This is a genomic window from Bacteroides faecis MAJ27, assembly GCF_900106755.1.
Classification (GTDB): Bacteria; Bacteroidota; Bacteroidia; order Bacteroidales; family Bacteroidaceae; genus Bacteroides; species Bacteroides faecis.
Genome location: NZ_FNNN01000007.1, coordinates 118,889 through 134,408 on the forward strand (window position 1 = coordinate 118,889; position 15,520 = coordinate 134,408).

The 15,520-nt window shown below is 43.3% G+C and carries 13 protein-coding genes and 1 pseudogene; 11 read left to right on the forward strand and 3 right to left on the reverse strand.

Annotated features, from left to right (window positions below; translation table 11 throughout):
* Positions 1–9: 9 nt before the first annotated feature.
* Entirely contained in the window at positions 10–2,352 is a 2,343-nt protein-coding gene (locus tag BLW31_RS08260; protein ID WP_010537612.1) for a TonB-dependent receptor, read from the forward strand.
* Positions 2,353–2,382: 30 nt separating this feature from the next.
* Positions 2,383–3,621, forward strand: coding sequence for a DUF4374 domain-containing protein (locus BLW31_RS08265; protein ID WP_010537611.1), 1,239 nt, complete (start codon positions 2,383–2,385; stop codon positions 3,619–3,621).
* 92 nt (positions 3,622–3,713) lie between these two features.
* Here the strand turns inward: BLW31_RS08265 and BLW31_RS23775 are convergent, their stop codons facing one another.
* Positions 3,714–3,929 (reverse strand): IS3 family transposase, encoded by a 216-nt coding sequence (locus BLW31_RS23775; RefSeq protein WP_004312979.1) that lies wholly within the window; start codon positions 3,927–3,929, stop codon positions 3,714–3,716.
* Between the two features lie 947 nt (positions 3,930–4,876).
* Here BLW31_RS23775 and BLW31_RS08275 point away from each other — a divergent pair.
* Positions 4,877–5,716, forward strand: a complete 840-nt coding sequence (locus tag BLW31_RS08275) for a hypothetical protein (protein ID WP_010537609.1) — start codon at positions 4,877–4,879, stop codon at positions 5,714–5,716.
* Positions 5,717–6,019: 303 nt separating this feature from the next.
* Here BLW31_RS08275 and BLW31_RS24435 read toward each other — a convergent pair whose 3' ends face one another.
* Both BLW31_RS24435 and yfcE read right to left on the reverse strand, forming a co-directional pair.
* Positions 6,020–6,175: a hypothetical protein gene (locus BLW31_RS24435; RefSeq protein ID WP_004309904.1), complete on the reverse strand. Its 156-nt coding sequence runs from the start codon at positions 6,173–6,175 to the stop codon at positions 6,020–6,022.
* Between the two features lie 1,491 nt (positions 6,176–7,666).
* Positions 7,667–8,206: a phosphodiesterase gene (gene yfcE, locus BLW31_RS08290; protein ID WP_004309903.1), complete on the reverse strand. Its 540-nt coding sequence runs from the start codon at positions 8,204–8,206 to the stop codon at positions 7,667–7,669.
* Between the two features lie 285 nt (positions 8,207–8,491).
* Between yfcE and BLW31_RS08295 the strand changes: the two genes are divergently transcribed.
* The 8 genes and pseudogenes from BLW31_RS08295 to BLW31_RS08335 all read left to right on the forward strand — a co-directional run.
* Positions 8,492–9,427: an amidoligase family protein gene (locus BLW31_RS08295; RefSeq protein ID WP_004309902.1), complete on the forward strand. Its 936-nt coding sequence runs from the start codon at positions 8,492–8,494 to the stop codon at positions 9,425–9,427.
* Positions 9,424–9,651, forward strand: coding sequence for a hypothetical protein (locus BLW31_RS08300; RefSeq protein ID WP_004309901.1), 228 nt, complete (start codon positions 9,424–9,426; stop codon positions 9,649–9,651). Before BLW31_RS08295 ends, BLW31_RS08300 begins: the two co-directional genes overlap by 4 nt.
* A 250-nt stretch (positions 9,652–9,901) precedes the next feature.
* Complete coding sequence (locus BLW31_RS08305; protein WP_004309900.1) at positions 9,902–10,681, forward strand: ParA family protein; 780 nt, start codon at positions 9,902–9,904, stop codon at positions 10,679–10,681.
* An 11-nt stretch (positions 10,682–10,692) separates the two neighbouring features.
* The gene (locus BLW31_RS08310) at positions 10,693–11,106 is read left to right on the forward strand and encodes a DUF3408 domain-containing protein (protein WP_004309899.1); all 414 of its coding nucleotides are present in this window, start codon (positions 10,693–10,695) and stop codon (positions 11,104–11,106) included.
* Positions 11,107–11,110: 4 nt separating this feature from the next.
* On the forward strand, positions 11,111–11,863 hold the full coding sequence (locus BLW31_RS08315) for a hypothetical protein (protein ID WP_004309898.1): 753 nt from the start codon (positions 11,111–11,113) through the stop codon (positions 11,861–11,863).
* A 451-nt stretch (positions 11,864–12,314) separates the two neighbouring features.
* Complete coding sequence (locus tag BLW31_RS08320) at positions 12,315–12,581, forward strand: DUF4134 domain-containing protein (protein ID WP_029425492.1); 267 nt, start codon at positions 12,315–12,317, stop codon at positions 12,579–12,581.
* Positions 12,582–12,592: 11 nt separating this feature from the next.
* Entirely contained in the window at positions 12,593–12,943 is a 351-nt protein-coding gene (locus BLW31_RS08325) for a DUF4133 domain-containing protein (protein ID WP_004309896.1), read from the forward strand.
* Positions 12,906–14,990 (forward strand): annotated as a pseudogene (locus BLW31_RS08335) (TraG family conjugative transposon ATPase); the annotation flags it as partial. The gene BLW31_RS08325 and the pseudogene BLW31_RS08335, both read left to right, overlap by 38 nt.
* Positions 14,991–15,520 lie beyond the last annotated feature (530 nt).

Below are 15,520 nucleotides of genomic sequence, written 5' to 3' on the forward strand. Positions count from 1 at the left end.
CAAGAAACAATGAAGCAGCAAGTATTATTTTTCTTTTTCACGCTGATGCTCACAGGTATCAGCGTGTCCGCCCAAACAGGTGGAGGACGGATTGCAGGCGTGGTCATCGACAATGCAGGCGAAGAACCACTGCCCGGCGCAACCATCTTCATCGAAGAGCTGAAAAAGGGCATTGTGACAGACGGGCATGGCGAGTTCTTACTTTCCGATGTTCCCGCAGCCACTTATACGCTTACTGTAAGGTTTATAGGCTACCACACGCAAACCCGCAAGCTCACGGTGGGTAAAGAGAGAGGGAAAAAAATCATCATCCGCCTGAAAGCCGAAGCAAAATCGTTGGACGAGGTGGTAGTGATGGGTAAGAGCGAAGCCCGTAAGTTACGGGAGCAGGCCATGCCCATATCCGTTATCAGCATGAACCAGATACAAGGAACGGTTAACAATGTACAAGACATTCTGGCAAAAACTGCCGGAATCACCGTGCGTGCCACGGGTGGAACGGGCAGTACCTCTCGCATATCGGTGCGCGGACTGGAAGGCAAACGCATCGGGCTTTTCATTGACGGGAATCCGATGAACGACAATTCCGATTTTATCGACATCAATGATATTCCGGTCGAAATGATCGACCGCATCGAGATATACAAAGGAGTTGTCCCTGCCAAGTTCGGAGGTTCTGCCGTAGGTGGTGCGGTCAATATTGTCATCAAAGAGTATCCGCCTAAATATTTGGACGTGAACTATTCTTACGGCAGTTTCAATACGCACAATGCATCCGTTGTGAGCAAGATGAACATTGCCCCAAAAGGAATCGAGTTCGGGCTGGGAGGTTTTTATACCTATGCCGACAACGACTACAAGATGAAGTCTCCTTTTCAAGAGGGGCTTACTATAACCCGCGATCACGACAAGTTTAAAAAAACAGTCATCGGCGGTAGCTTTAAGGCACGGAAGTGGTGGTTTGACTTGGTGGAGTTTGAACCCGTTTTCATACATACTTACAAAGATATACAGGGGATAGAATCGAACATCCGGCATGCACACAGCCATTCCAACGCCTTTATTTTCGCCAATAAGATGGAGAAAGAAAACTTCCTCTTAGACGGCCTGGACTTGGACTGGCAGCTGGGGTATATCTATACCGACTATCATTTTGCCGATACCGCCTCGCACCGCACACATTGGGATGGAACGCATTATCCGGCAGTTTCCGAATTCGGCGGCGAAATCGGCAAATGGGCTTCATTATTGACGAATGAAAAGCATCAATTGCAGCACAAATTGAATCTCAACTATCTTGTCAATGAGAACCATTCGGTAAACTTCAACTCTTTGCTGAAATACGCTCATGCCAACCCTCGTGATGGGATGAAGGACAAGGTCATAGGTTATCGTACCGACTTTCCAAGCAATATGTTCAGTTGGGTGGCAGGCTTGAATTACGACTATCGCACCTCGAACGATAAGTTCCTTAACTCTTTCAACGTCAAGTATTACTACTACTCGATGAAAACGCGGATGGCAAGTGTCCTGGTAAAGACAGCAGAGGATATAGACACACACAAGAATGATTTCGGCATCAGCAATGCACTTCGCTACCGCATCACACCCAGTCTGATGGCAAAAGCTTCGTTCGGATATGATGTAAGGCTTCCATCGGAAGAGGAACTGTTGGGTGATGGATACGTGATAGCTCCTGCCGGCAATCTCACTCCCGAACGCAATATAAGTGTCAACATAGGAATGTTATTCGATTTAACTGGAAAAGCCTCCTCTAACTTACAGATTGAACTGAACGGATACTATATGCATCTCAAAGACATGATTCGCTTTACGGGCGGATTCTTGCAGTCGCAGTATCAGAACTTCGGCGAGATGCGGACTCTTGGTATGGAAGCAGAGGTGAAAGCCGACATGACACGGTGGCTCTATGGCTATGTGAACGCCACTTACCAAGATCTGCGAGATGTGCGTAAGTATGAACAAAATACAATTGTTGCCAACCCTACCAAAGGTAGCCGTATGCCCAATATACCCTATCTGATGGCAAACGCAGGATTGGAGTTTCACAAAGAAAATCTGTTCGGAGGCAGCGGGATGAATACGCGCATATTCACCGATGCTTCATTTGTGGAAGAATATCTGTACGACTTCGAACAAAGCCAATTCCAGCAGCATCGCATACCTCGAGCCCTCTCGTGCAATATAGGCTTTGAGCAAAGCTTTGGCAATGGGCGCTACTTCATTATGGGAAAAATAAACAACCTGACCGATACAAAAATGATCAGCGAGTTTAACCGTCCTTTACCCGGACGTAGCTTCACTATCAGATTCAGATACGTATTTAAGTAACAAATTAACAATCATTAAACAAAAAAAGAAATGAAAAAGAATGTATTTTTTGTAGCAGCGATATTCGCTGCATTGTGCCTTAACTCATGTGACAAGAATGATCCGGACAATCCTATTGCAGGAGGTTCGGGAAAGATTCTCCTAACAACAGCCCTACCCAATGCAACAGGTATGGATGGAACGGTTTATATGCAACTCATTGATGAGCCTGTATTAGGCAAGACGATGGCTACCAATAACAACAATGGTATAAATGTTCCCTTTGGCAGTTCTTATCCTATGATAATAGGTCAGGAAGTCTATGTCTTCCCAAGCTATTATTTGACAATGGACAAAAACGAACTGATTAAATACCGTCGCACGAATGGAATTTTACAAAGAGAGGGAAGCTTGCAATTGCCTGCCAATAACAGTGCCAACAATCTTGTCAAACTATCTTCCACAAAAGCCTATCTATCGCTTGCCGGACTAGGACTGATTTACATATTTAATCCCGAAACGATGCAGAAGACAGGAGAGATCAACCTGACCTCTTTGGGTATTCAAGATAATAATCCGGACATCGGAATCATGATTGAGCGTGACGGATATGTGTTTGCTGGTCTAAGCCAGATGGTGGGAGGTTGGACAAGCCCTGAGAATTACAAACAAGCAGATGTAGCCGTCATTGACACCAAGACGGACAAGTTGGTCAAGATGATTTCAGAGAAAACCAGTGGTTTTTCTCAAGCCACACGTCCGATCGACCCCAAGTCTTTATTCATGGATGAAAAAGGCGATATATACATTTCTTGTCTCGGGAACTTCGGAATGGTGGCAGGTCATAAGGCCGGCATACTTCGGATTAAGAAAGGAGAAACAGACTTTGATCCAACATACCATTGGACGATAACCGGAGCTTCTATCGAAGGAGAAGAGAAAGTAGCTGGTTTTGCCGCTTCAATTTGTTATGCAGCCAATGGCAAAGCCTACGGATACATTGATATTCCCGGTTATTACAAACCAGGAGAAACGGGACATGGCGCTATAGCGAGCCGAGCTGTAGTCTTTGATTTATACAATCAGAAGATGAAGAAAATAGAAGGATTGGATTTGTCCAATGGCTATGGCGTGTTAGTGTCTAAATATAAAGACGGTTTGGCAATCGCCAATGCTTCAACGACAACAAAAGGCATCTATTATCTCAATCCTCAGACAGATAAGATTAATCCTATTCCTATGATAACCACCATAGGAAATCCCATGGCTATAGAGTGGTTCGGCAACTAAACTTATAACGCGAGTTCGGGATAGCCTCCTTCCAAAAATAAAGAGGGTGTCCGACTGATGAAGTGACCCCAAAAATTTGGACTGGTTAAACACTATCCAGTTATAGAAAGAGTTCGGTATTGTACTGGACTCTTTCCTTTTAACCGGGACTTAATTCTTTTATTATTATAATAATCTATATATCCTTCCAAAGCCTTTGTGAAGTCTTCCGGAGACTCGAACTTTTCAGCGTATAGAAGTTCAGATTTCATAATTCTGAAAAAATTCTCCATCATAGAGTTGTCCAGACAGTTTCCCTTTCTCGACATACTTTGAATTATATGATGCTCTTCAAGCCTTTTCCGATATCCGAAGTGTTGGTATTGCTAACCTTGATCAGAATGAAGTACGAGTCCGTCAAGGTTATCACACTTATCAAATGCTTTATCGAGCATGTCATATACTTGTTCAAGATGAAGTGCACCCTCTTACATTTTATTTTTTTAGGAATATCCCCAAATAACTTGATGTCTGCTTTAACGATAGAACCTGTTAGGTGTTTGCAGCGGACATCACCATAACCCATTGCCATTACCACTACTTCTTGCAGTTGTTGTGAGCCCTCTCTTAAGTTGATGAAAAACTTCCGCTAATTGTTTACCGGAACTTCTTGTGTTTGATAACCAATGAATGAAATGACCAAGGTTTCTTCGGAAGATACATTGGCTAATGCAGTCGGTGATACAACCGTTGCTTGTACCTTTTACGAAGACTGACGCACCGGTAACCAGACCGAAATCATCATTCACGGTACCGGAAATGCTTAGCTAGAAATAGCTTGTGAGCTGATTCTATTTTAAAATATAAATGTTAGTTTTATGTTAGATAATTCCGGATACTTTAATCTTAAGAATTTGATTATAATACATATATAAATTTATTTGTTAGATTTAAAGTTTTTTTTTATAACTGTAAAATACAGATTTAGCCTTATATTTACAATATGATATTATTGATTTTATCTAGTAAAAAAGCTTTTGCATTATAAGGACATTCAATTCTTCTTCCAGAATTGTAGTATATGTTTTATAATCATACCAATAAGATAAAAAAGATAATGGTCAAAATAAAGCTCTCAAAACAAAATACTTGTTGTTCAATTATCTTATAATAGTAAAAATGAATTTGTTGATTCCGCAAAAGAGTTTGTATCAGATGTTGAGGTTTCAACAATATTAAATATTACTTTTATTTATAGTAACTAATTTGCATTAATATGAGAAAGGTATTTATTCTTTTGTTTATTTCTTTAGCATTGTTATCCTGTCAAAAAGAGGAAAACAATAGAAAAACAGAGTATCAAGTATTAACAAGTAAGGACGCATCCAAACCGTTTAGCTGTCTTGGAGAGAAACGTATTATTACGATTACGATTATAAAAAAAACATTAATAGATGATGTTTTAAGTTCAGAGGTTCCGATTATTCCCAGGGATGTTTCGGTAGAATTTGATAAAACTCTTTTTTCTGATATAGAAACAAAAGTGGAGGGCGATCTGGTAGTATTAAATATAACCTCAAATATTAATAAAGAAGATAAAATTTTGAATGCTGATTTACAGATTTCTTACTCTACTATTAATGGCATAAAAGTAGAAAAAATTCCACTAATTATAGATAAAGGAAAGTTGACATTTGTGTATAAAATCCATTCGGAACAGAATCCTTTTATTCTACCAGCTGAAGGTGGTAGATTTGAGTCACCTTTTACTTGTAAAAAACAGACATATTTGAATGGCCAGTTTATAGAGGAAACTTATTCATCATTAAACGGATTGAGATTTAAAACGATAAGTAGTGGTAATGTCTGGTTCCTTACAGTCAGAAAAGACGGAGAAAAAATTGTTTTTTACAAATTTTCTTTTGTGGGAGAAGGACCATATAACCAAAAAACAGATCCAGAGTGCTATTTTAACATATATACCCATGATGCAGATTTAATTACAGATAATCCTACAGAAATATTCAGACAAGATTTTATACAACCCCAGACCCCGGGTGAGGATTATTATAAACCTTCCCGGTCCTCTTATAAACATGGCACTTTTGACTTTTAACGTATTCAGTATTAACCTTAATTATATTAATTATAAAACAGTATACACGTTTGTTGATTTTGACAATTATGTTTTTAACTTCATATTTCGATGACAGAGAAGTAATGAAACAAGAATCTTCGCCACCATCTTTAGTAAAAAAAACTCGGCTTATCGTAACTAGTGTATATTCACTACTTTCTATATACTAATGCACTTCTTAATGTAGGTTATGTAGTAATTCATTATTTGAAAGCTGATAAAATATTTTTTTTTGAATATTTTATCAGCTTTGTATATTGCATAATATGATATAAATGAGATTTATTTTTGCTGCCTCTTGGCACGCAGCATTTCTGCCGCCTTCATTTCCGTCCAACGCTCGAAGTCCTCCACCTCTTTCCTTATTTTCCGTATCAGTTTCCTGTCCCTGTTCCACTCGAAGCAGTTCTCCAGTATGTCAAGCACCTTAGCGTCCATTCCCCCGTCACAGACAGCTTCCCCAACAAAACCCGTTAAATCATTGTGTTAATATATATTTCATGTATCTTTGCGGCATAGATATCTGTTGTGAAACAGGAATCTGCTTATATTATTCTTGCTTGTGACAAGCCGGAATCTTATAACTTAGTACAAAATAAAAAAATAAAAGAGGAGAGCTTCCGTTCTATGGAGCTCCTCTCACTTTTTATCTCTAGTGCCCGACTGCCTTTTATCTTTCTACTTTCCCAAAAGGAGTATCCTTCCCGCCAGCATACAGCACAGCGAAAACAGTATAGCCACTAAATTCTTCTCATTTGTGCAACCCCTTCTGTATTCATCTTCCAACCTTGTATATCGCTACCGAGATAGAAAATGGACAGATGCACAGCTGGTACGTCAATTATCAATACCAATATATACCAGTTCATACGTTCTCCCCAATAAAAAGATCCCCTAATTTATTTCTAGTTCACAGTCCAAATTTATACTTTCCTGTAAAATACAGGATATAGTCAAGTCTTCAAAGTTTTTCCCCTAAAGACACAGAAATATTACAAAAATCAATTATCACATTATATCTTATTTCTGATGATACAAAAGGAGATGGCAATCTATTTTTTAATTCTTTAGATGACATAAAGAATGCCTTTAAAATTAATTATTCAGAATCTAATTTGGGACTTCCTATTTTTTGTAAGGGATATTACAAAAAACAATTCCGTTTTTACTTTAACTATAAGTTCTGGTAGGGACCATCCAAACATGTTACCAGACCAACAAGACCAAGGGGAAGAGTTTAGAAGGATGTATTACAGCTACTAAAGATGATAAATGCCAAAACCAAATTCATTGCAATTGGAATTGGGGTAACAGTTATTTTTTATTTTTAGTTCAATCAAGCCGGGAAGAATGATTAATAATAAAAGAATCAAGTCTTTAAAGGAAGATATCAATAAATAACTCTTGCAACATGCAGTTTCTTTCTGGCTGAATTTGCGACTCTGGAGCTATATTCTGAGGAACGGTTTGGCGGCGGAATATGCCGTTAAACCGTCCGGTTTTCGTTAAACGAAAACACAACTTGCTGTCCCCTCTACGGGGACAACGTTTTTAAGTAGAACTGTAGATTGCCCCGACTGGTGCCTCCCTCCCGATGGCAACCTCTCCCGATTTCGGTCTGCTTCTTCAGGAAAGTTGGCGTTTTTTACCAATATTCCGGAGGCGGAATAGGCTGTAGCTTCCTGTAATAGTAGAGCATTCTACGATTATCCGACACATCAGATGGCTTCTTTTTCGTGATAATTGAATATTCAGAGAACTGAATATTTTGATAATCGGATAATCCGAATACTATTATATCTGTAGTCTCTTGGAATGTTACACAGTGACAACTGAATAATTGGCGTTTTGGATATTGCTATATTTGTATAATGGATAAGCAATTATAAAAGGCTACAATTATAATAGGCTGTTATTATACATTCCCCATCAGAGAGAAAGTTCCTTGAGCCTGCTGCCGTCCAGCCGGTGAACGGATACCGTACCGTCACAGTAAATAGCGAATGTTGGCATGTTCCCGTCCTTCGGGAAAGTGATGGAGCCGGTATTGCAGACCGCTGTATGCTCAGTCCGTTCAAGTTTCCACCGGTGGGTGTGACCATAAAAAAGACAATCGAACCTTCCCTTCGGCAGTCTGTCCTCATTGTAGATATGTCCGTGGGTGAGAAAGAAACGTTTTCCATTATCCACCAACAGGGTGTAATCGGACAGGATGGGAAAGTCCAGCAGCATCTGGTCCACCTCCGAATCACAGTTTCCACGGATGGCGACAATCTCACCGGCCATCGCATTGAGACGTTCTGCGATCCCTTTCGGGTCAAGTCCTTGAGGTATCCCGTTCCGGGGACCATAATTCAGGATATCTCCCAAAATACAAAGCATTCCGCATTGCTGCTCCCTGTAAAATGCCAGCACTTGTTCCAGTGCCGGTAACGAGCCATGTATGTCGGACACAATCAGGTATTTCATCATAATCTATTCGTTACGGGTTAAGTTTTCAATGCACAAAAATAAGCATAATTATCTAATCTCCCTAACCGGGGAAACGATGAGAAAAAAAGACAGGTTCCCTGAACTGTAGATTGCTGTATTGCTGTCCTTGTAGATTGCTGCAATGTTATAATCGGATACATAAAATAAGGGTATTTAGCCTTAGCTAAACTAAGCTAACAGTCTGACAATAAGGCTTCTAATACTATGACATGTGGGTTTATTATGCTACCTTAGTGGTATAATAATAAAGGATAAAAAGCTATGAACGAACAAGTTAGAAATATCTTAGAACAGAGTACCACCAAGACGAGCAAGATTGAGCAGCTGCTCCGTCTGGGCCTGATGCGCAGGGAAATTGCCGATTTGGTGACACGTGGCAACTATGGTTTTGTATATAATGTTGAGAAGAAAATGCTTGAAAGAGAAGGTGGAGTCTTGCTGAACAGGGCAGCAACCACCCTGATGGATTACACCTTCACCCACAAGTTCGGTATTGAGATTGAAGCCTATAACTGTAATATGGAAAGACTGGCACGCGAATTGAGGGAGGCCGGTATCCATGTTGCCGTTGAGGGTTATAACCACACGACCAAGGATCATTGGAAGCTGGTGACGGACAGCAGCCTGCAGGGAAATAATACTTTCGAGCTGGTCAGCCCGATACTGGTGGGTGAGAATGGCCTGAAAGAGCTGGAAACGGTATGCTGGGTGCTTGACATCTGTAATGCAAAAGTGAATGACAGTTGCGGGTTCCATGTCCATATGGATGCGGCTGGTTTCAATCTGGACACCTGGAAGAATCTGACTTTGACCTACAAGCATCTCGAACACCTGATTGATGCCTTTATGCCAAGGACACGCCGGAACAATACCTACTGCAAAACCCTCTCCGGTGTTTCCGACGAGAGAATCAAATCGGTAAGGACGATAGACGGCCTGCGGGAGGTCTTTAATAATGACCGATACCACAAGGTCAATTTTGAGGCTTATTCTAGGCACCGGACCGTTGAGTTCCGCCAGCATTCCGGTACGACCAATTTCACAAAGATGGAGAATTGGATCCGGTTCTTGAACGGATTAATTACCTTTGCGAAAAGATCCAGCCTTCCCAGCCGGATGACATTGGAGGAGTTACCCTTCCTGGACGGGAAACAGAAATTATTTTTTAAACTTAGAACTAAAAAGTTAGCGGTATGATACAGACTTATCATTTGCTGGATGGCGGTCAGATAACCGCCGCCAGCCCGGAAGAGTTCGTCCGGCTGCTCCGTGAGGGGAGCCGGTTCGACTATGATTGCACGGATCAGGAGTATATGGAGAACTTTGCCCGGCGTTACGGGGAGCTGCATGGCGTGTCAGTTGCCACCGATACCCCTGAACATTTCCTGACGGACTTGCAAGCCGCCGGTTACGTCCGGTAACCGGTATCGCTCCTTTATTATTAGTCCCTGCTTCAAAGATGAGGCAGGGATTTTTCTTTTTTCATTGCAACCTTTCCTGTCTGCCTGACGGCGTTTCCTCCTGTCAATTCCTGACTATCCATGACTATCCGTGACAGGGTATTTCATCTTTTCCCGGCATTCCTTTCTTTTGCAGTGTAGAACGATATACAATTATAAGCATTACAGTTTTACAGCATTATATTTTTATCTGATTATATAAAGAAAGCGTATGAAAAAAGAACCGTTATTAATTGCCTTTGCCAGCCAGAAAGGAGGAGTCGGAAAGTCTGCCTTCACAGTTCTGGTGGCCAGTATCCTTCACTACCAGAAAGGTTTGAAGGTGGGTGTCGTGGATTGCGACTCCCCCCAGCACAGCATCTCCCGGATGCGTGACCGGGACATAGAAAGCGTGCAGGAAAGTGATTTTCTCAAAGTGGTCCTCTACCGGCAGCATGAACAAATCCGGAAACGTTCCTATCCGGTAATCAAAAGCAATCCGGAGAAAGCGATAGAAGACCTGTACCGCTACATCGAAGAGCAGGATGCCGTCTTTGATGTCGTACTGTTCGACCTTCCGGGAACCCTCCGCAGCGAAGGGGTTGTCCATACCATTTCCGCAATAGATTACATTTTCATCCCCCTAAAGGCCGATAATGTCGTCATGCAGAGTTCCCTCCAGTTTGCCGAGGTGGTGGAGGAAGAACTGATTGCCAGGCACAACTGTAACCTGAAAGGCATCTATCTTTTCTGGAACATGGTCGACAAGCGTGAACGGACAGAAAGCTACGAGTCCTGGAACCGTGTCATACAAAAAGCGGAGTTACACCTGCTGGAGTCACGGATACCGGATACCAAACGCTATAACAAGGAGTTGAGCTCCCTGAAGAACAGTATCTTCCGTTCCACACTGTTCCCTCCCGACAACCGCCAGATAAAAGGTTCGGGTCTCTGTGAACTGATAGAGGAGTTATGTGCCGTAACACATCTGGATGCCTCCCATACCTTATAATAAAAGGAATTATGGACAGCGGAAAAAAGAAATTTGACCCTCGGAGCATTGATGAGAAGGCCATATTGGATATTGTCGCCAGGAAAGGGACGATACGACCGGACTCCCCTGCAACGAGTGTATCCCCTAAGCCGGAGGATACGGCAGAGGAGATTGCCGGGAGTAGCGAAGCTCCGGTCTTTACCACCGGGGAAATCGACGCTTACAGGGCATCCTTCCTGAATACGGTCAGGACCAAATCCCGTAAATCATTGCATATCGATGCCGACCTGCATCGCCGCATCTCTTCCTTGGTATGGGCGGTGGGACGTGGCGAGGTGACCGTAGCCGGTTTTGTAAACCAGGTGCTGGCACATCATTTCGAAGAGAACGGCGGATTGATAAACGCTGTGCTGGAGAAGTATTACCAATCACTAAAATCATAAGGACATGGAATACCTTTTTATTATCCTGTTCATCTATGCCTCTTACCTGAGCATTGAAAAGTATGTGCATACAGGCAGCATTTTCACATGGAGAGGCAGAAAGGACAAGAAGGAACGTCGGACTGCACCTGCCGCCATCCATCCGGCAATTGCTCCGTCTCAGGCGGGAATAATAGGCAAAAGCCGATACCAAATGCGACATTCACTGACAATAGATGACAATAGCGGACAGCCTGAATCAGGCATAGAAAAGAGTGATACCTTTACTCCCGAAAAGAAAACAGAGCCGGTTCTCCGAGTACACGAACCCCTTGATAAGAATACGAAATTCCCGGAAGTTCCGGCTCTTTTTCAAAAACTGAATTATCCTGAAATTGATTATATGCAGGAGCCCTCTCCTTCTTCCGGTGAAGAAAAAGAGGAGATTCCCGAACGCTACGAGATTACGGGATACGTACAGCGGAGCAATCCCCACCGGGCAACCGGTGTCACCTTTGACGATATGGATATGATTGAGAAAGCAATGGCATCGGACGAACTTACGGAAGCGGAACAGGAACAGGCCCGGCAGACTTTCCAAAAGCTGGAAGGCACGAACATGGAAAGGGTACTGCAGGCGAGCGTCTTGGGAAGCAGCGATAAACTGAAACGCTATATGCGTTTGTATGTAGACCGGGGTGAACCCCATTTATTGACTGGAAAGAATAGGGACGACATTCTCCGGGAATTTGATATTACGGAGCATGTGCCCCAATAAAATAGAACAAGTAAGGAATATGAGACAGTATTATGATTCCGGTTGATCCGGGTGCAGCGAGTTTTAAAACAGAATGTATAACCTAAAAAGACGAAAAAGCATGATAGATTTCTTTGACTCCGGTTGATCCGGGCAGGACGGGTTCTTGAAACGTAGTGTATAACCTGTTAAAAGGAAGATATAGATATATGAGAGGCTTCTATGATTCCGGTTGATCCTTACCCTTTACCGGAGCGAACATTAAAAGAGTGATTAACCCCTTAAAAACGGAGGTATCTATGATTGGTTACTATGACTCAGGTTGATCCTAAAAAGACATCGTGGTTGCAAGGACAAATCCGCAGGCAGGAAACTTCCTGCGGTTTGTTTGAAACAAGGTTTTTATTCACATTAAAAAATTAGATTGTATATGAAAAGACATTTTAAAAAGACGGTTGCTCTTATCGCATGAATAGCTGTTTCCACCCTGAGTGCCTATGCCGAAGGGGACGGAAGTGCCGGTATAACAAAGGCCACATCCATGCTTACCGGTTATTTTGACCCCGCCACCAAGTTGATATATGCGGCAGGGGCTATTGTGGGGCTGATAGGTGCCATTAAGGTATATTCGAAGTTCAGTAGCGGCGACCCCGACACCGGTAAAACCGCCGGGAGCTGGTTTGGAGCCTGCGTCTTCCTCATCGTCGCGGCGACAGTCCTTCGTTCCTTCTTCCTGTAATATAGCAGGCTATGGAATACAATATCAACAAGGGAATCGGACGCAACGTGGAATTCAACGGCTTGCAGGCACAATACCTGTACTTTTTTGTCGGGGGCTTGCTGGCCATTTTCCTGCTGTTCGTCATCTTCTATATGATAGGTATTGACCGGTGGTTCTGTATCGGTTTCGGTGTCCTCTCCGCTTTCTCTCTGATCTTCGGGGTGTTCCACCTGAACAAGAAGTATGGTCCCAACGGCTTGATGAAGCTGGCCGCAGTCAAGTACCACCCGTCCTATATCATCAATCGCAAACGTATATCTTCCTTATTTAAAAAACGCATTCATGAGAAATATATTAAAAGCCGCAACGCTGGAAAGTAAGTTTCCAATCCTGTCCGTGGAGGAAGGGTGCATTCTCTCCAAAGACGCGGACGTGACCATCGGCTTCAAGGTCTTTCTTCCGGAGCTGTTCACGGTCACTTCCGCAGATTATGCATCCATGCACGGCACATGAACAAAGGCAGTCAAGGTACTGCCGAATTATACGATAGTACACCGCCAGGACTGGTTTCTGAAAGAAAATTACAAGGCCGACACGCAGAAAGACGGGATGAGTTTTTTGGACCGTTCTTTCGAACTTCATTTTAATGAACGGCCTTTCCTAAATCATTTCTCTTACCTGTTTATCACCAAGACGACTAAGGAACGCAGCCGCAGCCAGAGCAATTTCTCCATCCTCTGCCGGGGGAATATAATTCCGAAGGAAGTCCGGGACAAAGAAACGGTCAGCCTGTTTTTGGAGAGTGTCGACCAGTTCGAGCGCATCCTGAATGACTCGGCCTTTATCCGTCTGGAGCGGTTGACCACCGATGAGATAGTCGGCACACCGCAGCAGGCCGGATTGATTGAAAAGTATTTTTCTCTTTCGCAGCAGGACACGACCACACTGAAGGATATACAGATGAGCGCGTCGGAGATGCGCATCGGGGATGATATCCTCTGCGTACATACGCTTTCCGATGTGGATGATCTTCCCGGTTCCGTCCAGACGGATACCCGGTATGAGAAATACTCCACCGACCGCAGCGACTGCCGTCTAAGTTTTGCCGCTCCGGTGGGGCTAATGCTCTCCTGTAACCATATTTACAACCAGTTCCTGTTCATCGATGATTCGGCAGAAATCCTGCAACGCTTTGAGAAGACGGCACGCAACATGCACTCGCTTTCCAAATACAGCCGAGCCAACCAACTTAACAAGCAGTGGATTGATGCCTACCTGGACGAGGCGCATTCCTTCGGGCTGACCGCCATCCGTTGCCATTGCAATGTCATGGCATGGTCGGACAGCCGGGAGAAGCTCAAGGTGATAAAGAACGATACCGGTTCTGCTCTGGCCCTGATGGGATGCAAGCCCCGTTATAATACCATTGACGCACCTGCCTTGTATTGGGCAGGTATTCCGGGAGGCGAGGGCGATTTCCCTTCCGAGGAGTCCTTTTTCACTTTCGTCGAACAGGGAGTCTGCTTCTTTACGGAAGAGACGAACTATGCGGATTCCCTGTCGCCATTCGGTATCAAGATGGCAGACCGGACAAACGGGAAGCCCCTGCATCTGGATATTTCGGACGAACCGATGCGTCGTGGTATTACAACCAACCGTAACAAGCTGGTCATCGGGCCTTCCGGTTCGGGCAAGTCATTTTTTATGAACCATCTTGTGAGACAGTATTGGGAACAGAATACCCACATTATATTGATCGACATCGGTAACAGTTACAAGGGATTATGTGACCTGATTCACCAGCGCACAAACGGTGAGGATGGCATATATTATACGTATAGTGAAAAACATCCGATAGCTTTTAATCCATTTTTCACCGAAGACAAGGTCTTTGACCTGGAAAAGAAAGAGTCCATTAAAACGCTGATCATGTCGCTCTGGAAAAGGGATACGGAAGTCATTACCCGTGCCGAGGAAGTAGCACTCTCAATGGCGGTTAACCTGTTCCTTGAAAAGATAAAGGAGGACAATGAGCTGGTTCCTTCCTTTAATACTTTCTACGAGTTCGTACAGGGAGAGTTCCGTGGAATACTGGAGGAGAAGCATTACCGCGAGAAGGATTTCGATCTCACTAACTTTCTGAATGTATTGGCTCCTTATTATCGTGGTGGAGAGTACGATTATCTGCTGAACTCCGACGAGCAGCTCGACCTCTTGAACAAGCGTTTTGTGGTATTTGAAATTGACGAAATTAAGGAGCATAAAATTCTTTTTCCGGTAGTCACTGTCATCATTATGGAGGCTTTCATAAACAAAATGAGACGTTTGCATGGGGTGCGAAAGATGATAGTTGTAGAGGAGGCTTGGAAGGCAATCGCACGTGAAGGCATGGCTGACTATATAAAGTTTTTATGTGCGCCCGTAAAGGTTGCATCGTAAATATCTCTTTGGCAAGAGATTAGGAAAGTGTTCTTTGAAAATGACCTATCATCAGCCGACTTATCTGTTTCGGGAAAACTTAACCGAGCAGGGAGTGTAGCATGTCGGAAAAGTCATAAGTCAGTTAGTTACCAAACTGCGACTGAATGGCGAGATGAAAAGATAGATATGAGGATAAAGTCCGAATTGATTGAACGATAGTCCGAATGGTCCCCCTTGAGGCTATGGCGTAAGGTAACTATCAATCGCCATATCGTGATACTACTTCAGTGTATAGGAATGAAGGTAGCAAGAACTTATCACGACACAACCGCAGTAAGCGAGTAAAGGACGGAAGTCGTATCCGACAATCTATCATGCCAACAGTTACGATGTAATAAACGGGGATTACCTATCCCGAAGTGCCGAAAGGCTATTAGGTTCGACCTATGAAAATTCGGAGTGGTAACGGAGCTTCCATAGTAGTTTGAGCAAGGTAACGCCTTGTACATGGCGAAGGGAAGCAGCTAATTATTAAT